The sequence below is a fragment of the Dorea sp. 210702-DFI.3.125 genome, from assembly GCF_020560945.1.
Taxonomy (GTDB): Bacteria; Bacillota; Clostridia; order Lachnospirales; family Lachnospiraceae; genus Dorea; species Dorea formicigenerans.
The window spans coordinates 1-23091 of sequence record NZ_JAJCNF010000036.1 but is presented as its reverse complement, the minus strand read 5'-3'; the positions used below and the strand labels follow the sequence as shown (position 1 = coordinate 23091).

The window sequence follows — 23091 nt, the reverse complement described above, 5'->3', positions numbered from 1 at the left end:
CAATTTTATAAGATTTTCAAATGATTACATCTGGTGTCTTACAATGCGATAGTCATCACCATTTCTATAATATGGACATTGATAGTGCTGGTCAGAGATCAGACGCATATATTCGTCCTCGTCCATATTGACATCACACATATAGCTTTCATATTCTTCATCATATGTATAATAAGTACAAGTCTCGCAACTGCCTCTCTGAGTAGTCTTTGCCATTTTTTCTTTTCCTTCCATATAATTCTGTATTTTCTCTTTTTTTACAAACGTTCTTACTTATCATAGCACAAAAAGAGCATCACAGGAACTTTTTTATTGACAGTAAAAAACGCCTGAAACAAGTATGAATTTCTTCTACAAGTTCCAGACGTCTTTTTATAGGTTTCGCATTCTGTTATTTTAGGAAAAGAACATTTTTATGGAAAGTGCTCTTAACGTTCTTCATCTTCTTACATTTTCCTACTTTACGTTAAATGCTCCGATTCCAGGATATACAGCTGCATCTCCAAGCTGCTCTTCAATGCGAAGAAGCTGATTGTATTTTGCGACACGCTCAGATCTTGACGGTGCTCCTGTTTTAATCTGGCATGTGTTAAGCGCAACTGCCAGGTCAGCGATTGTAGTATCCGCAGTCTCGCCAGAACGATGTGAAGCAATTGCCGTGTATCCGGCTTTGTGTGCCATCTTAATAGCCTCCAGTGTCTCGGATACAGAACCAATCTGATTCAGCTTGATCAGAATGGAGTTTGCGCATCCCATCTTGATTCCTTTTTCCAGTCTCTCTGTATTTGTAACAAATAAATCGTCACCAACCAGCTGAACTTTATCTCCAAGTTCGGCTGTCAGTTTCTTCCAGCCTTCCCAGTCTTCCTCGTCCAATGCATCTTCGATGGAAATGATTGGATATTTCTCAACCAGTTTCTTCCAGTGCTCAATTAACTGCTCTGACGTATAAACAGTTCCTGCTTTTGGGAGCTTGTACTCTCCGACTGTTCCTGTCTTCCACTCAGAAGAAGCTGCATCCATGGCAATTCTGAAATCACGTCCAGGCTCATAGCCGGCTTTCTTCACTGCTTCCAGAATCGTCTCAATCGCTTCCTCATCAGATTTCAATGCAGGAGCAAATCCTCCTTCATCACCGACAGATGTCGCAAGTCCTCTTTCTTTTAAGATTGATGCAAGTGCGTGGAACACTTCTGCACACCAGCGCAGACACTCTTTAAAACTCGGTGCCCCGACTGGCATAATCATGAACTCCTGTACGTCAAGTCCAGAAGACAATGCATGGCAGCCTCCGTTGATGATATTCATCATCGGTACCGGAAGACGATTTCCTGAAATACCACCCAAAAATCTATAAAGCGGAACATCTAAGGAAATAGATGCTGCACGGCAGCAGGCAATGGATACAGCAAGAATTGCATTTGCACCAAGGTTTATCTTTCCTTTTGTTCCATCTGCTTTGATCATAGCACCATCAATCGCATAGATATCGGATGCATCCATACCTGTAATTGTATCATTAATGACTGTATTTATATTTTCAACTGCTTTCTGAACACCCTTTCCGCCATAACGGTTCGGATCAGCGTCTCGAAGTTCCAATGCCTCAAATTCTCCTGTGGAAGCTCCACTCGGTGCTGTGCCTCTGGCAATCGTTCCATCTACCAGATGTACCTCAGCTTCTACTGTCGGATTTCCTCTGGAATCCAGTATTTCTCTTCCGATGACTTTTTCAATTTCCAAGTAGTCCATGTTCGTATCCCCTTTCATCGTTTCATTTTACAGAACTCCGCCGGAAGCTGGATCCACTTCCGGTATCTGGGAGTTCAAATGATTTATTCACACAATGATTAGATGTATCTAACCATAATTAGCATATGCTAACTACGATTAAATTGCAAGAACTTTTTTTCTCATTTACATACTATTTTTCTCATTTATATACTATCTGAATTTCTATATTCACTTCAGCAATTCTTGATACCATGCATTCATCTCATCTTCATCTTTACTATTTATAAACACTGTATAATCTGTCGCCTTAATTTCAATCACATTTTCCTGGTCCAGCCACACATACATCCGGCATTTTCCAGTCTTCTTTCCTTCAAATTTCCCCAGCAGCTGTTTCTCATCTGAAAATCCATTTGTCCGGTTGTAATGATCCTCCGGCAGTCCGTTCTCTAATAATTTTACACTCCGAATCTCTTTTTTCTTCATAGTTATATTCGTATATCCGGAAGTAATTCTGACTTCCGCTCCGTCTGCCACAAGACGAATCGGTGTAAAATCCATTCTTAAAAAGACAATACACATCCAGAACAAAAGTACTACAACTACAATACAAATGCCACCGAACATATACCTTCCTGCCGGCTTTCCAACGTTTGTTGTATAATTCATACTGTTGAATCTGTCCTGCACAAATAATCTTGGATCACCCGGATTATCATACCAGCCATTTCTCCAATAGTAATCATCATCCATATACATTGGCGTTTCATCTTCACATTGTAGTACATTTTTTTGTTTCTTAATCCACATAGCAGTTGTTATAGCAATTATTGCAGGTACACACAGCACTGTGGCATATATAATAATATCCAGATTATAAATCCTTTCTTCTTTTGTCATTCTATATGCAAGATAGAGCCATGCAATCGCATTACAAATATTTGCCACAAGAAAGCAGATACTCCAGCTCTTCTTTTCCAGATAATTAATTCTGAAATTCAGCTCCGAATTCTCACTGTAAATCCGATTCGCTCCTCTTTTGAATATCCATGCAATCCACAAAAATACAATGCCGACAATTACAGAGGTCAAAAATAAAATCCAGCCCTGTGAATTCTCGGAAAACGTTCCAAGATAAATTCGAAAGCCTTTAAAAGCAAATGGAACTGCCAGTATTAGAATCAAGACAATATGATACCATAATGGCAGACTCATTCTCTCACTATGCATCATAGTCTTAGTATCGACCCCTGTCATTGCCGTGCTTTCTTCTGTATCTTCTCCCGACGTTCCCCATCTATATTGAATTTTCAAATCATAAAGTTTCCTGTGATTCCTGAACATGACACCGACTGCGCCCACAATATAACACAGAAACCATACACACCACACACACATAAATATTGATGTATACCAGAAACACAATCCACAAATAACAACTCCGGATATACCAAGTCCCAAATAAACCTTCCGTACATCTTTTTTATAATTTTTCATAAATTCTACAAGTACTGGATCTTCCTGCTTCTCACGTCGTATATGTACTCCAAGAACCATTCCATCACTGTAACCTTCTACTGCTGTTCTTCCATACACTGCATAGGCAATTCCCACCATAAAAAGATCTGTTATTAAGAATATGATTGCTAAAATCATGAAAATGCAACCTCCATTCCCTGAAATGCCTTACGGCATAAATCCATAAAATCATTTTGATCCATGCCTCGAATCGTTGCCTCTGCGCTCAGAAGCTCCAGTTCATCTGCAAGCTTCTCCTGAAATTCTCCATCTGAACTTCTTCTAGAATCCCGTAAATTACAGACAACAGTTCCCTTTCTCCGGTCAGTCTCGATAAAACCTTCTGTCTTTAATAACTGATATGCTTTACTGACGGTCATTGTATTTACCCCAAGTTCCATAGCCATCTGACGGACAGTTGGCAATGATTCACCAATCTCAAACTCACCTTTTCCGATTCCCTTCACAACCTCATTACGTAGCTGCAGGTAAATCGGTGTCTCTGATTTTGTATTAATCTTAATAATCATGATTGTCTCCTTCTGAATCTATTATCTTATCTTGCAACAAGGATTTTATATCTTCGCTATTATTTGTATTATATCACATAATACAAATAATACAATCTTTTTGTATTATTTCTTGCAATACAAAAAGATTGTGCTTCAGAAAGAAATATCAGTCTTTCACAACTCTTTACAGTCCCGCAAGCTTTCTCCGCACTCTCTTATCTCCGGTCTCATCTACCCAGTCCTTCCACTTGACTCTGCCCCGACATTCCACTCCGTCAAACCATGCCAAAATTTCTTCCATACTGACTGGTGAATATCCATTTGCATCGACTCCGACATCATAACGATATAATCCCTGCATACGATTCATCTCATTATAAAGACTCCCCTCACTATGAATATGACCATGTAAATGAATTGACTCATGTGACATAGACTGCCAGTCTGCCATTGGAAAATGTGAAAGGACATACTTTCTTCCATCGATTTTCAATACTGTGATTGGCTGCTCAACAATAAAAGTTCCTTGTACGAGTTTGTTATTCCAGTCCTTGTCATGATTTCCTGGCACAAGATGAACTTTTTTACAATAGATTTTCTTTCTGAGTGCTGCTGCCTCTAAAGCTGTAATCTTAAAAGAATAATCCCCAAGTATATATAACTCGTCATTTTCTTTCACCTTTTCATTAATATTTGCAATAATTCCTTCATTCATTTCATCAATCTGATTCCATGGCCGGCATGTGAAGTCCAATGCCTTCTCATGTCCGAGATGCATATCTGATGTAAACCAAATCATTTCTTTTCTCACTTTCTAATTTCTTTTATAGTTTTTTTATTTCTTTTCATCTTTACAGAACTTTGAATGTCCTCGTCATTTTCATAATGCTCTTCTTTTGAATCTTTATCACTGTTTGTATATCTGGATTATAAAATTTTTTAGACAAATTTTGTCTGATTTTGGCCCATAAGACTCTTTTTAATCCATTCCCAGGGAAAAATAATTTCTCTTTCCCTCAGTCATTGGTTTCGATTTGTAAAGTTGTTTTTTCTGTTTGCCATAATAAAAGGCCTCCTATGATTCATTTTATCATAGAAGACCTTTATATTTTACATAATTCTCTATCCCATCAGTTCCTCTTTCTTACTGAGAATTGCTTCTACTGCTGCGCATGCCGGGCAGTCACAGTACTTTGCTCCTGCTGCCTTGATCTCTCTTCCGTGCTCTGCTACACCTTTGGCTTTTTCCGCTCCGCCAAATACTTTTGCTCCTGCATCGGACTCTGCAAATGCGATCAGTCCATCAATTGGAATAATATCTTCTTCCATCTCAGCGATGAATTTCTTTGTCTCTTCTGCCTGCTTGTCCGTTCCCACTGCTGCAATCCACGCCTGGGCTGCTTCTTTTGCCTCTGCACTACAGCTCGGTGCTGCAATCAGCTCTTTTGCTTTTGCTACAACATACTCTAAAGTTTCTTTTGACATAACAAATACTTCCTTTCCTGATTATGCTTCCTGCTTCCACACACTTCTATGCAGAAGACCCTTATAAGTTGATTGTAGCACATTCACCCCAGACAGTCGATAGACAACTTTTAATCTTTCACCAGCACTTCGAATGCTTCTTTGTTCTGCAAGTTCTCTTGCATTTCCCTTTAATTCTTCTTGATCTTCCTTGAAAATATGCATCAAATTATGCTTATATTCTTCCAGATTATGTACTTTATATGCCTGCATTTGATCTTGAATCCATTCTTTATATACAGGAATATCCCGCAGGACTACCGGCACTTCACAGGCAAGTGCCTCCAGCACTACTATTCCTTCCGTCTCTTCATAGCTGAAGAATGCAAATGCGTCGGCTCCGCAGTAGGCGTTCCGAAGTTCTTCTGCTTCCACATATCCGGCAAAGATTACATTTTCACTTTTCTTTTTTACTGCTTCTTTTACTTCTTGTGTCACCAGGCTGTCATTTCCGCCTCCAAACCAGATAAAGGTTGTTTCCGGCATCATCTTTGCCAGCTTTAGGAAATCCAGAATACCTTTTCTCTGAATCAGATGCCCTGCTGATACAACCACTTTACGATTCATTGGAATTTTATATTTCTCATGAAGCTCCTGCTTTTCTTTCTCTTTATTTCTGGATTGGAAAAATTCCGTATCTACTCCATTGGAAACAGCATAGATTTTCTTTTGGATTCCATAGCTTTTCAAAAGACCTTTGGAATACTCTGTCGGTGTAATGACAATATCTCCAAGACCGTAGCAGAAACAGATCCATTTCTTAAAAAGAGGTGCGAAACGGTTGGAACCGATAAAAGAGTTCCGGAAGTCCTCCATCGTTGAATGTCCATAATAGACGACTTTCTTACCTTGCATTTTTGCCAGACAGGCTGCCAGCACGGAATCTGGAAATACCGTATTAATGTGTACAATATCCGCCTCTTTCCAGCTTTTTGCTTCTTCAATATCTGCCTGCTTCAACATATTCTTCTGGTGTTTGATTGCACTGCCCACACCACTTTTTGCGACGATACCAAGACCGCCTTCGTATATATATGTCTTCATAATTTCATCTCCCCATTCTTAATCTTTGTTCAAGGTGTAACATTTTACCTTCTACCGATAACACATTAGACTGAGAATATCATCCGAAATGCTGTTGTAAGTCCCAGACTGTAAAGTGCAATGGAACATGGTTTTCCAAGCAGAATGACAAGCGAGAACTGCTTCCATGTCATCTTCGTCGTTCCTGCCAGATAGCATAAGAAGTCATCTGGTGCTACCGGAAAAAAGATTGCCAGTGTAAATAATTTTAAGAACCGGCTGTCTTTTTCTGTCCAGGAATCATATTTCTGAATCAATTTTTCCGAGAACATCTTATGTAAAACCGGACGTCCCATCATTCTGGATATTCCAAATGCTGCCAGTGAACCAATACAGATTCCTATATAATTATATACGAATCCAAGCCATGGCCCGAAGAAAATCACTCCTCCCAGGCAGCTGATTCCTCCAGGAAGAATCGGAATGACTACCTGGACAATCTGAATCAGTACAAAAATTGCCATTCCTCCATATCCGAACTTAGCGATAAATGCCTGTAATGTATCCACAGAATCCAGAATGCCATTTTTATATGCCCAAAATGCAAGTGCTACACAAATCAATAACCCGGCAAGTGAGACCAGATTCCATATTTTCGCCATTTGATTTCTATCATTAAGCTGCATAGACATTCCGTCTTTTTCTTTCTTCCAGCGCTGCCAGGTAAACCCTCTCCACCCGCTTCGCAAAGCTCTCTTTGGAAAACTGATCTGCTGTCCGAACTGCTGTATTGCGCATTCTCCTCTTTTCATCTTCACTGAACTCCTTCCATTTCTGTATACACTCAAGGTACATAGACTCATTTTCATACTGCCAGCCATTCTTTCCTTCCGTAACTACCTCTTTCAGGCAGTCATCTTTTCTACATAAAAGCGGTACTCCACCAGCCAGCGCCTCATCATATGTCATACCCTGTGTTTCACTTGTTGATGCACTGACGAAAAGATCTCCAATCTGATAATATCTGGCGACTTCATCTGGCGACACCATTCCTGTAAAGATTACACTATCTGTTACTTGATACTCTTTTGCCTTTTCTTCCAGTGTAGTTCTATATGGCCCGTCTCCTACTAAGACAAGTTTTATATTTTTTTGTACACTTTTTTGATACCAAAGCAACTCTTCAATGTTCTTTTCTTTTGCCATTCTTCCAACATAAACGAAAACAATCTCATCTTCCTTTATGCCATATCGTTCCCGAAGCGCCTCTCTGCTTCCGTCGTCAATTCGTCTTCTATATTTTTCTGTATCAATTCCAGACGGTACAACATTGACCGGACAGCTTACCCTGTAACTTTCCAGAATCCGCTCTATCTTTCCACTTGGCGCAATCATAGCATCGACCTGATCTGACAATTTTCTTGTCATCATCTGTACCAGGCTCCTGCCCCATGCTTTCTGTGGTGAGAAATAATGTGTGTAATCCTCGTATACAGTATGGTATGTGTGAATGATTGGAATATCTAATTCTCCTGCAATTCTTTTTGCCAGAAAAAATGTCGAGAATTCACACTGGGAATGAATCAGATCCGGCTTCCATGCAAGCAACTCTTCCATATATTCTCTCGCCACAACCGGAATCTTCACCCTTGCCTGTGGATATATCTTTCCCATACCTACCGATCCTGCATAGATCACATTTTCCTCTTTATATGAATGACAATTCCTGGAAAGTGTCAGAACCTTTACTTCATGGCCACGTTTTTCCAATTGCTCTGTCAAATTTAACACGGAAGTCACAACTCCATTTATCACAGGTCTGTACCAGTCTGTTGTAATCAGTATTTTCATTGTTCATTACCTCCTCTTCCTTACAGTAACAAGCTTATCATTCGGTTCTTAAAATAAACGCAGTCAATTCTAAATATTTCTTAAAGATTCCCGCAATATTTTCTTACTACAAGTACGATTTCTGCATGACGCTTTTTTGTATAATAGGAAATGCAATTTCCCATCATCAAAAAAATCCCTGCGAAGTTATCCATTCAAACTTCACAGGGACATGTGTTCCGACCTTTTATTCCGAGATACTCTATTCTCTTGTTTTTATTTCTTACGATTATTTCTTTCCAAAATGAAAGAATCCTTTTTTCTCATATGGCTCTGTATGGACGTCTACCAGTTCATAGCCAATCTCTTTGATTTCCTTTTTCAGAAATGGGATATCCAGATTCTCTTCACTGATTACAACTGTCTCACCACCTTTTACAGAAGAAGTCACTTTCTTTACATTAAAATTCTTGCGTACCAGATCATTCATATGTGCTTCACACATACCGCACATCATGCCATTTACCTTTAATACCGTCTTTATCATAATTCTATCTGCCTCCTGTTATTGGTTTCTGCCAGATTATATTTTCTATTTGTCAACGAAGCATCTAATCTAATTAACAGTTGACTCTCCACTCTTAATCAGATTCTTCTCTCTGACGTTCTCATGTTATACCCCTCCAAGGTATAAGTCAATGGTATGGTTTTATTTACCTAACTGATGAAACTTTTTTATCAATAAGAAGAAGTGTACAAAGATTTTCTTTTATTATCTGAGACTTACTTTTTGTTATACTGTTCACTTTTTCTCTGCTTTTTTTCTCATAATAACAGGCCTCCTTAAAACCAAGACTTTTTACTTTGTCTTCATTTTAAAGAGGCCTTTTAAATACCCTGATATTAAATTCTAAACAATACTTAAACTATTTCATGTAAATTCATGACATTTTTACATTATACTCCAAGGATTCCTTTGACCGTATCTTTCATCTTATCCGCATCACATTCCAGATCATGAAGTACTTTTGCATCCAGAATATCTTTAATTGCCTGTGGCATCGGAACACCTGATACTTCCTGCAGTTTTGGAAGAAGATCAAATTCATCTGCATTTGCATTCTCTGCATCGATAGCGCTCATCACACTTTTTACGAATTTGTATGGGCTTGCTGTAGATGCAATGACACATTTTGTCTGATCACCGCTCTTAGCACGATACTGTCCACATACATGAGCTGCAACTGCTGTATGTGTATCCATGACATATCCTGTCTTCTGATAGGTATCATGAATACTTTCTGCCGTCTCTTCTTCTGTAGAATATCCGGCAGCAAAATCAGCTAGTTTTTCTTTCATTTCCGGTGTAATTGTATACTTTCCGGTTGTCTTAAGCTCTTCCATCAGCTCTTTTGTCTTCTCTGAATCTTCACCACAGATGAGATAGATCAGACGCTCCAGGTTGCTGGAAATCAGAATATCCATGGAAGGTGATGTCGTTAATACAAACTCACGGTTCTTATCATACGTTCCTGTCTGGAAGAAATCATACAATACTTTATTATCATTAGAAGCGCAGATTAATTTTGCGATCGGTACACCCAGATTCTTTGCATAGTATGCTGCCAAAATATTTCCAAAGTTACCAGTCGGTACGACTACATTAATCTTCTCGCCGTCTTTAATCTCTCCATTTGCAAGCAGTTTCGTATATGCATATACATAATAAGCGACCTGTGGTACAAGACGTCCGATATTGATGGAGTTTGCTGATGAGAACTGGTATCCCTTATCAGCCAGTTCTTTTGCAAGTTCCTGATCTTCGAACATCTGCTTTACTCCACTCTGGGCATTATCAAAGTTTCCATGAATTGCAACTACGTCTACATTTGCCCCTTTCTGGGTTCTCATCTGGAGTTCCTGTACTTTGCTGACACCATTCTTTGGATAAAATACGATAATCCTTGTTCCTTCTACATCCGCGAATCCTGCCATGGCAGCTTTTCCTGTATCTCCGGATGTGGCAGTCAGAATTACAATCTCATTCTTCACCTGATTCTTCTTTGCAGATGTTGTCATCAGATGTGGCAGGATAGAAAGTGCCATATCTTTAAATGCTATCGTTGCTCCATGGAACAGTTCCAGATAATAAGTATCTTCTACTTTTACAAGTGGAGCAATTGCCTCATCATCAAACTTGCTGTCATATGCTTTTTCAATACAATTCCTTAACTCTTCTTCTGTAAAATCTGTAAGGAAACACTTCATAACTTCATAAGCAGTATCCTGATAGTTCAGATCCTTCAGTTCTTCCATAGACTTTCCAAGTACCGGAAGCTTCTCCGGAACAAAAAGTCCTCCGTCCGGAGCAAGTCCTTTTAAAATTGCCTCCGATGCAGTCACTTTCAAATTAGAATTTCTTGTACTTTTATAATATAAATCCATCTGTTCCACCCTTCTATGATCCTGTAATTCTCTGCCTGGCATCACTTTTATTTTGCTTTTTTACTATTTGTATATTTTACAAGTCCGCCTGCTGCAATCAGTTTCTGCATGAATTCCGGGAATGGCTGTCCCTTAAATTCCGTTCCTTTTGTACGATTATAGATCATACCATTATCAAAATCAACTTCCACTTCGTCTCCGGCTTCAATTCCTTTCGCAGCCTCTGGACATTCGATGATCGGAAGTCCGATATTGATTGCATTTCTATAGAAGATTCTGGCAAATGTCTCTGCTATAACACAGCTTACTCCTGCAGTCTTCAGACACAGTGGCGCATGCTCTCTGGAGGATCCACATCCAAAGTTCTTATTTGCCACGATCAGATCTCCCGGCTGTACCTTATTTACAAATTCCGGATCAATATCTGCCATTGCATGGCTTGCAAGTTCCTGTGCATCAAAAGAATTCAGGTATCTTGCCGGAATGATTACGTCTGTATCTACGTTGTCTCCATATTTAAATACATGTCCTTTTGCTTTCATTATTCAACGACCTCCACTTTCTCAGGATTTGCGATGCATCCTGCAATTGCACTTGCTGCTGCTACTTCCGGTGATGCAAGATAGATCAGGGAATCTACATGTCCCATTCTTCCTACAAAGTTACGGTTCGTTGTCGATACACACTTTTCTCCTGCTGCCATAACACCCATATGTCCACCCATACATGGTCCGCAGCTCGGTGTATTCACTGCACATCCTGCATCTACGAAAATATCCATCAGTCCTTCGTGGATACACTGTTTGTAAATCTTCTGAGTAGCCGGGATTACCATAACACGTACATCTTCGTGTACTTTATGACCTTTGAGAATTGCTGCTGCCTTTCTCATGTCTTCCATACGTCCATTCGTACAGGATCCAATAACAACCTGATCGATCTTGATTGGCTCCATAGCCTCAATCTCATCGATCGTTTTTGCGTTTCCAGGAAGATGTGGGAATGCAACAGTTGGACGGACTTCTGCAAGATTGATCTCAACGACCTGCTCATATTCAGCGTCCTCGTCAGCTTCATAGACTGTATATTCTTTCTTTGTATGCTCATTCAGATACTGGATTGTCTTGTCGTCTACCGGGAAGATTCCGTTCTTTGCACCTGCCTCGATTGCCATGTTCGCCATTGTAAAGCGATCATCCATAGACAGATTGGCAATTCCATCTCCGGTAAATTCCATAGATTTGTAAAGGGCACCGTCTACACCAATCTTTCCAATGATGTGAATGATAATATCTTTACCACTTACATACTTGCCCGGTTTTCCAGTTAATACGAATTTGATTGCAGCCGGCACTTTGAACCACAGCTCTCCCATAGCCATTCCTGTTGCGATATCTGTTGTACCCACACCTGTTGAAAATGCTCCAAGTGCTCCATATGTACAGGTATGTGAGTCTGCTCCGATAATCAGTTCGCCGGCTGCAACAACTCCTGCCTCCGGAAGGATTGCATGCTCTACTCCGGATTTTCCCTGTTCAAAATACCAGTGCAGTCCCTGTGCTTTTGCAAACTCACGGATTGCTTTTGAATTCTCTGCGGATTTGATATCTTTGTTCGGTGTAAAATGATCTGGTACAAATACTACTTTATTCTTATCGAATACAGTGTCGGACATCTGCTTTAAAATCGGCAGTGCCATCGGTCCTGTAATATCATTTGCCATTACTACGTCTAATTTTGCTTCTATTAACTGTCCGGCTTCTACATGATCCAGTCCAGCATGCGCAGCTAATATTTTCTGCGTCATTGTCATTCCCATCACGACAACCTCCTGTTCTTTCCATTAGTGCTTTTTATGATGTTTCTTAGCTTTTCGCCATGCGTTCATTGTACCACACAGCACAATCACGGTGCAAGAAAGAATCAGTATTAGGATAATTCCTGTTATATTTGCTACATCTCCCGTTTTCACAGTTGATGCTTTTAATGATTTCGCCGATGTAACTGCCGGTGTAACAGGTATCTGCGGTTCTTCTACTTTCGGTTCTTCCACTTTCGGCTCCTCCGGTGTCGGTTCTTCCACTTTCGGCTCTCCCGGCTCAGGTTTTGGTTCTTCTTCTACTTTCACAGTCTCTCTGTCTTTAACTTCTTCTGCATTTTCAGAACACACAACTACTTCATTTTCAATCTCTTTTCCAATTATGCTCTCGTCAGTAATTGCAACCTGATATTCTACCGTGTACTTCTGACCGCTTTCCGGTCCCTCCAGGAATTCACCTGCATGAATTGTGTAAGAATTCCCCTGCACTGTAATCTTTGCGTCAGGAATTTTCTCACCGTTTTCATTTAACAATATCACTGAATTTTTCTGAAGTTTTACTCCTTCTGTAAGAATCGTATCCGTGATCACCACATTTTTTGCAATGGCTTTTTCAATCTGCTGAGTCACATCCAGCGTGTATGTAATAATATCCCCTAATTTATAAGTTTTACCGGACTTATCTGCATTTTTTTCTACCTGAAGCTCCGGCTTATCCAGCCATTTTACCTGCAATTCGATTGGTGATGATACAATCTGCTGCATAGAAGCCGTCCCAATATCCTGACTTCCATTTCCGGTTTTGACCAGAAGAATTTTCCATGATTTTGCAATTTCTCCCCTGATTTCACCACTGCTCCAAGTCGTTCCATTTCCATATGCAACATCTGCTCTTAGGTAAAATGTGTCTCCTCCCGATACTTTGACATTTCCACTTTCACTCGTGCCTCTCGTCTCATTAACAAGCATGACTCCATCAGGAAGCGGAACGGTGATACTATTTGCCGTATCCCCTACAAGACGAATACTTTGGGTCCTCTGACATTTCTGCTCCCGGTCATAATAAGCCGTCAGCCCATTTTCAGAAAGTGCCAGCTCTGCATCTGGTATATCCGGAAGATTTTTTACATAATCCGCATACATGACTACCGCACTGGCAATGTCTGCATTCAGGCCCTTAAACGCTGCACTGTTCTGATCACAGCCGTCATAAATGTATGATAATACACAATGGGTCAGACAATAAGCATTGGCATCTTCACCCCAGCCTCCGGTCAGTGAACTTTTGATATATTGCTCATACCCCGGGCCACCGTACATATAATACATTGCTTTACTAAGATGTGACCTGGGATCCAGCTCTGACGCACTATACACACCAGTCCCCGGTGATTTCATATCTGGCTCCAGACAAAATGCCAGATTACCATCCACGTAATAATAATGGGTCGAATATCCCATATACCTGATTGCATCCCCTTTTACAAGGGATACTTCCTTTGCTTCTGCATTCACTGCCGGCAAAATGAGTAACAAAAAGAACACCCCTACTGCCAAAATGAACTTACGGGCAAAATAAACTCCTTTTTTCTCCATATGCAATTCTCCTCTTAATAATCAATGAATCTGTTATTTATGGGTTACAAAAAAGACCTCCCTTCACCTGTTTTCTCGTTTTGGAAATCTGGGAAGAAATAAATTCCCTTCGTTGGGGATACACCCCATGATGTGTTACTGAAAATTAGAATTTCTTAGACGAGTGCTATTATCATAGCCAGAATGCTATGATTTGTCAATAGCACTTTTAAATAAAATATTCGATGGTTTTCTCAGACGTAAGCTCTGTGTTCTTATTAAAAAGGATGATTGCCTCCCGCCCCTGATAAGGCCCCAGAGAATAGACATTTAACGCAATTTTATTAAAATATTTCCACGGCACAATGCGATTATAGCGCGTCGGACAATTTTCGACAATCTGTATGTCATCAAGACCATATCCTTCCTGGTCATAATACGGATCAAACATGTAGACATGTTCCCCCTCTTCGCCTGTAAGAAGAACATAGTGCCACTCATCAGAAAACAGACGCAGCACAACAGCGCCTCCTCTTCTGAGAGCATCATTAACATAGCTTTCATTTCCAAGATACACTTCTTTTCCGGACAGATAACGGCTTTTTACAGGGAGAATCCCCAGATCCCCCATGCTGTTCAGCCAGTTCGACAGAAACATCATGGCAGCGCAGGACGTTCCACTTTTTCCGGGAACTCCTTCACTGCTATAGCAGTCCAGACAATATAGCATAATGTTGCGCAAGACTTCCGGTGGAATTTCCTCTCGTTCGAATAAAAAACTAATGGCATTCTGCATAGATGTCGGTCCGCAGTCATATTCTGAAAACTGATAATGTAATGGATTTTTCATGCCTGTCTCCTTTAGAAAAACTGACGGATACCTTTCGCATCCACCATGAATAAAAAACTAATCTGTTGCATAAGAAACAAATTTCAATCTTTAGATATAATACATATCCTGTCCATAGTCTACATATGTCTGGTACTCTTTTTCCAGATCATAAAGTGTAATGCCTGTCAATATCTTCTCCAGTTCGTAATTCACCTTGTCTATGATCAGTTTTTGTATTGCCTCCGGTGCTGCTTTATAGTCACAGTCTTCCGGCACATCTTCAGCCTCGATTCTATAATCACCTTCCAGGGCTTCGATCACCTCTGAAATTGTAATCTGTTCTGCGGGTTTATTTAAAAAGTATCCGCCCTGGGATCCTTTTATACTCTTGACAATTCCTGCTTTTCTAAGGCTCGCAAATACCTGTTCCAGATACTGTGGAGAGATATTATTTCTCTCCGCTATGCCCCCCAATGCTACCTGCTCATTTTTAGAATTTACTGAAAGATCAATTAATGCCCGCAGGCCATATCTGCTCTTCATCGAAAGTTTCATAATCTTCTCTCCTCTAGTTTAACGTATCAGACAGCCGGCTTTTGCCCGCTGTCCTACGTCAATATCTATTCACTCTCTTTTTTAATCTTACTCAGCGAACAGAGGGGTTGAATAATATCTGTCTCCGTTATCCGGAAGTAATGCTACAATAGTTTTACCTTTATTTTCCGGACGTTTTGCATAATCAATTGCTGCCCAGAGAGCTGCTCCTGATGAAATACCTACCAGAACTCCTTCGTGTTTTGCAAGAAGTTTTCCTGTAGCAAATGCATCGTCATTCTCAACTGTAATTATCTCATCATATACTTTTGTATTCAGTACATCTGGAACGAATCCTGCTCCAATTCCCTGAATCTTGTGTGCTCCGCTCTTACCTTCTGAAAGTACCGGTGATGTTGCAGGCTCAAGTGCTACAATTTTAACATCTGGTTTCTTTTCTTTCAGATACTCTCCAACTCCAGTCAGTGTTCCACCTGTACCAACTCCTGCAATAAAGATATCCACATCTCCGTCTGTATCATTCCAGATCTCCGGTCCTGTTGTTGCTCTGTGTGTTGCTGGGTTTGCCGGGTTCACAAACTGTCCCGGAATAAAACTGTTCGGAATTTCTTTTGCAAGTTCATCTGCTTTTGCGATGGCACCTTTCATTCCTTTTGCCCCTTCTGTCAGCACAATCTCTGCTCCGTATGCTTTCAGGATATTTCTTCTTTCAACACTCATAGTCTCAGGCATTGTCAGGATAATTCTGTATCCCTTAGCTGCTGCGATTGCCGCAAGACCGATTCCGGTATTACCAGATGTAGGCTCGATGATCACAGATCCTTCTTTCAAGAGTCCTTTTTCCTCCGCGTCTTCAATCATGCCTTTTGCAATTCTGTCCTTCACACTTCCGGCCGGATTAAAATACTCAAGCTTTACAAGTACTCTTGCTTCCAGTCCTAATTCTTTTTCAATATTCTTAACCTCAACCAGTGGTGTATTTCCAATTAAGTCAATTGTTCCGTTGTAAATCTTTGCCATGATATCTTCCTACCTTTCCTATCAATGTAGTGTGTATTCGTCGTTGGTATTAATATAGCACCACATTTCAAACTTGTCAACTATGTTTTGTATGTTTTATCACAAGTTAATTATAACAAAAAGAAGGATCTTAGGGTTTTATAATAAACCCTTGGTCCTTCTTTTTTCGAGACTATTCTTTTTTACATATATTTTTTTACATATTCAAAAAATATTCATGTATTCTCGTATCCCCGTCCAGTTCCGGGTGAAATGCTGTCACGAGCTGTCGTCCCTGTCTGGCAGCCACAATTTTACCATCTACTTCTGCCAGAATCTCAACACCTTCCCCTGCCTGGGCAATATATGGTGCACGGATAAATGTCATCGGCACCTGACCAAGTCCATCAAACTCTGCATCTGTATGAAAGCTTCCAAGCTGTCTTCCATATGCATTACGCTTTGCCGTAATATTCATAGTACCAAAACACGGAACTCCTGCTTCCACTTCATCTGCCAGAAGGATCAGTCCCGCACAGGTTCCAAAAACTGGCAGACCTGACAGGATTTTCTCTTTTAAAGCATCGTAAATGTCAAGTTCCAGTAACAGTTTTCTCATCACGGTACTCTCACCGCCCGGAAGAATCAGAGCGTCAAATGATCTGTTCAGATCTTTTTTCTGACGGATTTCAAAATAATCTGCTCCAAGTTTCTTAAGCATCTGTTCATGTTCCAGAAATGCTCCCTGAAGTGCCAGTACTGCTACGGTCATCTTATTTGCCCCTCTCTGCCATCAGAAGTTCAATCTCCTGTTCATTGATTCCGACCATTGCCTCACCAAGATCTGTGGAAAGTTCTGCGATCAGTTTTGCATCTGTATAATTAGTTACTGCTTTTACAATTGCTGCGGCACGTTTTGCAGGATCACCAGATTTGAAAATTCCAGATCCTACGAACACTCCTTCTGCTCCAAGCTGCATCATCAGTGCTGCGTCTGCCGGAGTTGCAACTCCTCCTGCCGCAAAGTTTACAACCGGAAGCTTTCCATTCTCATGAACATATTCTACCAGTTCAACCGGAACCTGAAGCTGCTTTGCTGCCTCAAAGAGCTCGTCCTCTCTTAAGCTCTGAATTCTGCGGATTTCAGCATTCATCACACGCATATGGCGGACAGCCTGTACAACGTCTCCTGTTCCCGGCTCACCCTTTGTACGGATCATAGAAGCTCCCTCAGCAATTCTTCGAAGTGCTTCTCCAAGGTCTCTTGCTCCACATACGAATGGCACTTTAAAGTCTCTCTTATTGATGTGATATACATCATCTGCAGGTGAAAGAACTTCACTCTCATCGATATAGTCAATCTCAATTGCTTCCAGAATCTGTGCCTCCACAAAATGTCCGATTCTGCATTTTGCCATGACCGGAATTGATACGGCCTCCTGGATTCCGCGGATCATCTTCGGATCACTCATACGGGATACCCCGCCTGCTGCACGGATATCTGCAGGAATTCTCTCCAGCGCCATAACTGCACAAGCACCTGCTGCCTCTGCGATTTTTGCCTGCTCCGGTGTTGTTACGTCCATGATAACGCCGCCTTTTAACATCTGCGCTAACTGCTTGTTTAATTCATATCTATTCTCTGCCATAGTTTTTCACCTTTCTCTTCATCCGATTTTTTATTTTTATATTCAAGAATGCCTCGGCATTCTTGCTGCGAGGTGCGCGTCATGCAATTGCATGACATACTTCTACTGCGCACCTCTGCAATCCTGCCGGAGGCTATATCAGCTGGGGGATTGACTCCCACCACTGATACCAGCTTGTTTCTCACCACCTATAAAGGTGGGAGTCACCTTCCAGCTGATATTTTTTCTCTGTGTTACGTAACTATGATACATATCATACTGCAAACTGGTATTTATTAAATATCCAGTTTTTATATTTTGTAGCAAGCCAGTTTTAAACTTATCACAACACAATCATAAAAAGATCCAAAAGATACCTTCTGAGATTGCTTACAATTACCAAGGTCGGAAGACTACTCGGACTTTGACTCGCCACTAACGAAAAAAAGAACAGATCCATCGACCTGTTCTTCCTCAACCTGATTATTTCTTCGCTATCAACTCAATTTCTATTAATGCATCTCCGCAAAGTCCTGTCACACCAACTGTTGTCCTAGTTGGATATGGTGCTGAACCTTGTACTACTATTTTTTTCTCTTCATCTTTTCTTTCAACCTCAGCTTCTCACGTAACTCGTTAAATGTCTCCTTATACTGTCTGGATTCCATACGTGGGAATGCCTTCATCAGACGTCTGGACACGGCTCCGCCCTGACCTGACAACTCTTCATACTTCTTACGAAGCTCTTCACTTCTTGCCTGAAGCTGCTGCCTTGCTTCGTCTGCGGTTCCACCAATCCTTGTACGCCCCTCACTAAGCTTACGGCGGCTGCCTTCCGTTGCAGCTTCCAGTTTCCTGCGGCCTTCTTCTGTCGCACTTTCCAGTTTACGACGGCTTTCTTCCGTAACATTTTCCAGTTTCCTGCGGCCTTCTTCTGTCGCAGCTTCTAGCTTCTTGCGGCTCTCTGCTGTTGCTGCTTCCAGTTTCTTGCGTCTTTCTTCTGTTGCCTCCATCGTATCCATCATACCTTCATGGATATTTTCTCCAAGCTTATCCGAAATCTCATGCAGCTCTGCGGCAATCTTCGCCATAGTTTCCAACTGATGATTCAGTTTCAGGATTCCGGCCGCAGTCACATACAAATCAACAAAAATACAGATTTCCAGTACTGCGAGCATTACAAGCCCTAATGTATGTGGAATAAATGTCAATATTTTATGAATGACCGGATGAATCACACGGACGATCAGTACGCATGCTACTCCCCACACAAGGGAAAATATCAGGCAAACATATCCACCGATATTCAGTGGCTGATTTGTATAATCCCACCATTTATGATGAAAAATCTTATCCATCAGATATCCGGTAAGCCCTTCCAGGACTGTCACCAACACTGTGGACAACACATACAGCAAAATCAAATTGTCCTTATACGGTGTCAGGAAATAGACGACTACCGTCACACCGACTCCATAAATCGGACAGATCGGGCCATTCAGGAAACCTCTGTTCACGAACTTTCTCTGCTTTGTTGTCGCATATGCAACTTCTGTGCACCAGCCTAGAAAACCATACACGAAAAAGTATAACATCAGGTAATAAATCTGCATAAAATCCCCCTTTTATGTTTATGAAATCCAGTATACTTCACATTGAAGTTTTCGTCAATTGATGATATAGTTAGTGGAGTAACCGATAAATAATTCTCATTTACAATTTATAAAAAGGACAAAAGATGACTTTAAAGCAAGGCAAAAATAACAAAACTTATCAGGTTCTTTCTATCAACATTGAGCTTCTTCTTGAGAGACGTCTAGAAGCGCTTGGATTGACAGAAGGCGCCAAAATCACAATATTGAACAACAATAAAAAAGGTGCTCTTACCGCCAGATTTCGTGGCACACGATTTGCACTTGGCAAAAGAATCGCAGACCACATCGAAGTGAAGGAGGTCACAGAATAATGGAAAAAATCATTAATGTAGGCTTCATCGGTAATCCAAATTGCGGCAAGACAACCCTCTTTAACGCTTACACCGGTGCAAATCTAAAGGTAGCTAACTGGCCCGGTGTCACAGTGGAAAAGAAAGAAGGCTTCACGACCTATGAAGATCAGAAGTTCCGTCTCATTGACCTTCCGGGAATCTACAGTCTGACTTCTTATACAATGGAAGAGACTGTATCTCGAGAATGTATCATGAGTGATGAAGTTGATGTCATTGTAGATGTCATTGACGCTTCCAGTCTGGAACGTAATCTCTATCTGGCCCTTCAACTGATCGAACTCGGAAAACCCGTTGTACTGGCTCTGAACATGATGGATATTGTAGAGAGCCGCGGCATGGAAATTGACTTGCACCGCCTCCCGGAAATGCTTGGAATTCCAGCAATCCCTGTATCAGCACGAAAAAAGACAGGACTTTCCATTCTGCTGCATGCCGTTTCCCATCACAGTGAATATGCCAGCCAGGGACCTTTTATTCATCATCACAAAGGAATGCATTCTGAACACCGGCATAATCATCACTCAGAATATGCCATGGTCTATTCCGACCTTATAGAAGATAAAATCGATGCACTGATTACTTTGATCACCGCAACTTATCCGGAAATGGATAATATGCGTTGGCACGCCATCAAATATCTGGAAATGGATAAAAATATTCTGGATCAATATCCACTTGCCGGAATGGAACAAATTGTAGACAGAAGCTATGAAAAGGATATTATCAATCAAAAATATGACTTTATCGAAGAAATTATTGATGAAGTACTTGTCAACAAAGCTCAGAAGGCAGCCTCTACAGAAAGAATTGATAAGTACCTGACCGGGAAATGGCTTGGTCTTCCGATTTTCCTTCTGATCATGGCATTTGTATTCTTCCTCACATTTACTGTAGGAGACTGGATGAAAGGATATTTTGAGATTGCTCTTGAAGTATTCTCAAATCTCGTATCAAATGGTCTTGCTGCTGTCCACACAAGTCCGATGTTGACTTCGTTGATCGTAGACGGCATCATTTCAGGAGTTGGCGGAATTCTGACATTTCTACCAAACATTTTCATTCTCTTCCTGGCCCTTGCGCTTTTGGAAGACAGTGGATACATGTCACGAGTTGCATTTGTCATGGACGATATTATGAGCAGTCTCGGATTATCCGGAAGAGCATTCCTTCCATTGTTGCTCGGATTCGGCTGTACCGTACCTGCAGTCATGGCTTCCCGGGCACTTGAAAATAAAAGAGACCGTTTTAAGACTATCCTGATTACACCATTTATGTCGTGCAGTGCAAGACTTCCGATCTATGTCTTATTTTCCTCTATGTTCTTTGGAAAATATGCCATGATCGTCTGCTATTCCATGTATCTGCTCGGCATCATTATCGCAATTACAACAGCATTTATCCTGTCCAAAATCGACGGAAGCAAAGCGACACATGCCTTGTTGATCGAATTGCCGGAATATAAAACTCCAAGTGCCCATACGATTGCGATTTATGTATGGCAGAAGATAAAAGATTATCTTACAAAAGCTGGAACTGTTATATTTATCGCATCCATCTTAATGTGGGCAATCTTAAACTTTGGTCCTCATGGATATGTAACAGATATTTCTGAAAGCTTTGGTTCTGTCATTGGACGCCTGATCGTACCGGTCTTTCAACCGGTCGGACTCGGATATTGGCAGATTATTGTAGCTTTGATCGCTGGTATTGCCGCAAAAGAAGTTGTTGTCTCCAGCTGCAGCGTACTCTTCGGAATTCAAAATATTACGACTGCCCACGGAATGACCGCAATGGTGGCTTCTCTTGGTGCCATTGGTTTTGGCCCGGCAAATGCTTATGCACTTATGACATTTTGTCTGTTATATGTACCATGCACAGCAACCATTGCAACGATTCATCGTGAGTTGCAAAGCTGGAAATCCACTGGTTTTATCCTGCTCTATCAGCTGTGTACTGCCTGGATTATAAGTTTTGTAGTTTATCATATCGCAAGTTTGTTCTAAGCTCTTATAAGGGCGCACTAAAAAAGAAGTATTCTGACTTTGAGTAAAATCTCATTTATCAGAATACTTCTTTTTTATTTATTACATATATTTCAACTCAATCGGATCAATCGGATCGACAGGATTCTCAATCTTTCCATTCAGCATACGTTTTCTCTTACGCATGATTGTACCGGCCTTATTATAAAACCAGAAAGAATATGTCAGAATCTTATCCGCCTTTCCCATCTTGTCTTTTGTCGTCTTTCCATACAGACTGCCGCCGGTCTCAATCACTGAAGATTTTGACCTGATCAGTGCGATCAGCTCTGTCTCACATGTCACTCGCTCTGGCAGAATGGTATACCCCATACCTACACAATTAGGTCGGTGTGCGTCACTGCCACCGATTCCCGGTTTCTTATATTTCTGTGCAAGCTTAAGGGCTCTCGCATTAGACTCTGCTGATTCACATGCATTAAATACTTCAATAAAGTCAAACCGCTTAAATAACTCTGGTGATTTGTAATAACGCTTTGTGTTCGTAAAACTTAAATATTTACCCCCGCATGGATGTGCCGGCCCCAGAATTCCTCCGTGCTTATGCACAAAATCAATCAATACTGCAACCGGAAGACCTCGGAGTTCCAAAAGTCTCATCTTCACGCCTTCTGGCATAATGCATAAAATATGTCCCCCGTCACAAGTATCATACTCAATTCCTTTTAAGACTACAAAATCATCATGTACTTTTCCCTTCATCTGGTATTTCCAGTGTCGGTATCCTTTATACGTATCATGATCTGTAATCAGCATTCCGTCAAATCCACGTTCTTTTAAAAGTGTAATGTACTCGTCCAGGCTCACCTTGCTGTCAATGGACCCTTCCTTTACATGACAATGCATGTCCAGTTTCATAAGCCTATTCCTCGCTCTCCTCGTCAGATGGAATATCGTCTAAATCCAAATCCCTGATCTCGATATCCTCTGACTCATCATCTGAAAAATCCTCATCTTCATCCAGATATCCTTCCGGCTCTTCTGCCTCTTCCTCATCCAGATATCCTTCCGGCTCTTCTGCCTCTTCCTCATCCAGATATCCTTCCG

23 protein-coding genes and 1 pseudogene are annotated in these 23091 nt (G+C 40.9%); 2 read left to right on the top strand and 22 right to left on the bottom strand.

From position 1 onward, the window contains the following. Positions 1-24: 24 nt before the first annotated feature. From LI164_RS13845 to LI164_RS13750, 20 genes are all read right to left on the bottom strand, one after another. On the bottom strand, positions 25-216 hold the full coding sequence (locus tag LI164_RS13845) for a DUF6472 family protein (RefSeq protein ID WP_005334199.1): 192 nt from the start codon (positions 214-216) through the stop codon (positions 25-27). 240 nt (positions 217-456) lie between these two features. Then, positions 457-1752, bottom strand: coding sequence for a phosphopyruvate hydratase (eno, locus tag LI164_RS13840; protein WP_227087282.1), 1296 nt, complete (start codon positions 1750-1752; stop codon positions 457-459). A 210-nt stretch (positions 1753-1962) separates the two neighbouring features. Further along, positions 1963-3390: a PH domain-containing protein gene (locus tag LI164_RS13835; RefSeq protein WP_227087281.1), complete on the bottom strand. Its 1428-nt coding sequence runs from the start codon at positions 3388-3390 to the stop codon at positions 1963-1965. Further along, complete coding sequence (locus LI164_RS13830) at positions 3387-3782, bottom strand: GntR family transcriptional regulator (RefSeq protein WP_005334203.1); 396 nt, start codon at positions 3780-3782, stop codon at positions 3387-3389. Before LI164_RS13830 ends, LI164_RS13835 begins: the two co-directional genes overlap by 4 nt. Positions 3783-3948: 166 nt before the next feature. Continuing rightward, positions 3949-4563: a metallophosphoesterase gene (locus tag LI164_RS13825; protein ID WP_005334205.1), complete on the bottom strand. Its 615-nt coding sequence runs from the start codon at positions 4561-4563 to the stop codon at positions 3949-3951. A gap of 323 nt (positions 4564-4886) precedes the next feature. Beyond that, positions 4887-5249, bottom strand: coding sequence for a hypothetical protein (locus LI164_RS13820; RefSeq protein ID WP_005334207.1), 363 nt, complete (start codon positions 5247-5249; stop codon positions 4887-4889). 21 nt (positions 5250-5270) lie between these two features. Then, positions 5271-6332 (bottom strand): glycosyltransferase, encoded by a 1062-nt coding sequence (locus LI164_RS13815; RefSeq protein ID WP_005334208.1) that lies wholly within the window; start codon positions 6330-6332, stop codon positions 5271-5273. A gap of 65 nt (positions 6333-6397) precedes the next feature. Continuing rightward, positions 6398-6997: a TVP38/TMEM64 family protein gene (locus LI164_RS13810; RefSeq protein ID WP_118236708.1), complete on the bottom strand. Its 600-nt coding sequence runs from the start codon at positions 6995-6997 to the stop codon at positions 6398-6400. Beyond that, positions 6987-8162: a glycosyltransferase family 4 protein gene (locus LI164_RS13805; protein WP_227087280.1), complete on the bottom strand. Its 1176-nt coding sequence runs from the start codon at positions 8160-8162 to the stop codon at positions 6987-6989. The genes LI164_RS13810 and LI164_RS13805 overlap by 11 nt, the downstream gene beginning before the upstream one ends. A 268-nt stretch (positions 8163-8430) precedes the next feature. Next, positions 8431-8688 carry a heavy-metal-associated domain-containing protein gene (locus tag LI164_RS13800; RefSeq protein ID WP_005334216.1) on the bottom strand — a complete coding sequence of 86 codons (258 nt, stop codon included), beginning with the start codon at positions 8686-8688 and terminating at the stop codon, positions 8431-8433. Positions 8689-9098: 410 nt separating this feature from the next. Next, complete coding sequence (gene thrC, locus LI164_RS13795) at positions 9099-10586, bottom strand: threonine synthase (RefSeq protein ID WP_168932798.1); 1488 nt, start codon at positions 10584-10586, stop codon at positions 9099-9101. A gap of 47 nt (positions 10587-10633) precedes the next feature. Beyond that, on the bottom strand, positions 10634-11128 hold the full coding sequence (gene leuD / locus LI164_RS13790) for a 3-isopropylmalate dehydratase small subunit (RefSeq protein WP_117494098.1): 495 nt from the start codon (positions 11126-11128) through the stop codon (positions 10634-10636). Further along, a complete protein-coding gene (gene leuC / locus LI164_RS13785; protein WP_117613059.1) occupies positions 11128-12405 on the bottom strand; it encodes a 3-isopropylmalate dehydratase large subunit in 1278 nt (425 codons plus the stop codon). The genes leuD and leuC overlap by 1 nt, the downstream gene beginning before the upstream one ends. 24 nt (positions 12406-12429) lie before the next feature. Continuing rightward, on the bottom strand, positions 12430-14001 hold the full coding sequence (locus LI164_RS13780; protein WP_227087279.1) for an isopeptide-forming domain-containing fimbrial protein: 1572 nt from the start codon (positions 13999-14001) through the stop codon (positions 12430-12432). A 208-nt stretch (positions 14002-14209) separates the two neighbouring features. Continuing rightward, positions 14210-14830 (bottom strand): peptidase C39, encoded by a 621-nt coding sequence (locus LI164_RS13775; RefSeq protein WP_040015571.1) that lies wholly within the window; start codon positions 14828-14830, stop codon positions 14210-14212. Between the two features lie 90 nt (positions 14831-14920). Then, positions 14921-15367: an Rrf2 family transcriptional regulator gene (locus LI164_RS13770; RefSeq protein WP_227087278.1), complete on the bottom strand. Its 447-nt coding sequence runs from the start codon at positions 15365-15367 to the stop codon at positions 14921-14923. 87 nt (positions 15368-15454) lie between these two features. Next, entirely contained in the window at positions 15455-16387 is a 933-nt protein-coding gene (gene cysK / locus LI164_RS13765; protein ID WP_005334224.1) for a cysteine synthase A, read from the bottom strand. A gap of 196 nt (positions 16388-16583) precedes the next feature. Then, positions 16584-17138: a pyridoxal 5'-phosphate synthase glutaminase subunit PdxT gene (gene pdxT, locus LI164_RS13760; RefSeq protein WP_005334228.1), complete on the bottom strand. Its 555-nt coding sequence runs from the start codon at positions 17136-17138 to the stop codon at positions 16584-16586. Position 17139: 1 nt separating this feature from the next. Continuing rightward, positions 17140-18015 (bottom strand): pyridoxal 5'-phosphate synthase lyase subunit PdxS, encoded by an 876-nt coding sequence (pdxS, locus tag LI164_RS13755; protein ID WP_005338657.1) that lies wholly within the window; start codon positions 18013-18015, stop codon positions 17140-17142. Positions 18016-18578: 563 nt separating this feature from the next. After that, entirely contained in the window at positions 18579-19607 is a 1029-nt protein-coding gene (locus LI164_RS13750; protein ID WP_227087277.1) for a hypothetical protein, read from the bottom strand. A 125-nt stretch (positions 19608-19732) separates the two neighbouring features. Between LI164_RS13750 and LI164_RS13745 the strand changes: the two genes are divergently transcribed. Next, positions 19733-19960, top strand: coding sequence for a FeoA domain-containing protein (locus LI164_RS13745; protein ID WP_005334231.1), 228 nt, complete (start codon positions 19733-19735; stop codon positions 19958-19960). Further along, entirely contained in the window at positions 19960-22005 is a 2046-nt protein-coding gene (gene feoB, locus LI164_RS13740; protein WP_117606442.1) for a ferrous iron transport protein B, read from the top strand. The genes LI164_RS13745 and feoB overlap by 1 nt, the downstream gene beginning before the upstream one ends. Positions 22006-22086: 81 nt before the next feature. Here feoB and LI164_RS13735 read toward each other — a convergent pair whose 3' ends face one another. Both LI164_RS13735 and LI164_RS13730 read right to left on the bottom strand, forming a co-directional pair. Then, entirely contained in the window at positions 22087-22902 is an 816-nt protein-coding gene (locus tag LI164_RS13735) for a PHP domain-containing protein (protein WP_005334233.1), read from the bottom strand. 4 nt (positions 22903-22906) lie between these two features. Continuing rightward, a pseudogene (locus LI164_RS13730) lies at positions 22907-23091 on the bottom strand (hypothetical protein); the annotation flags it as partial.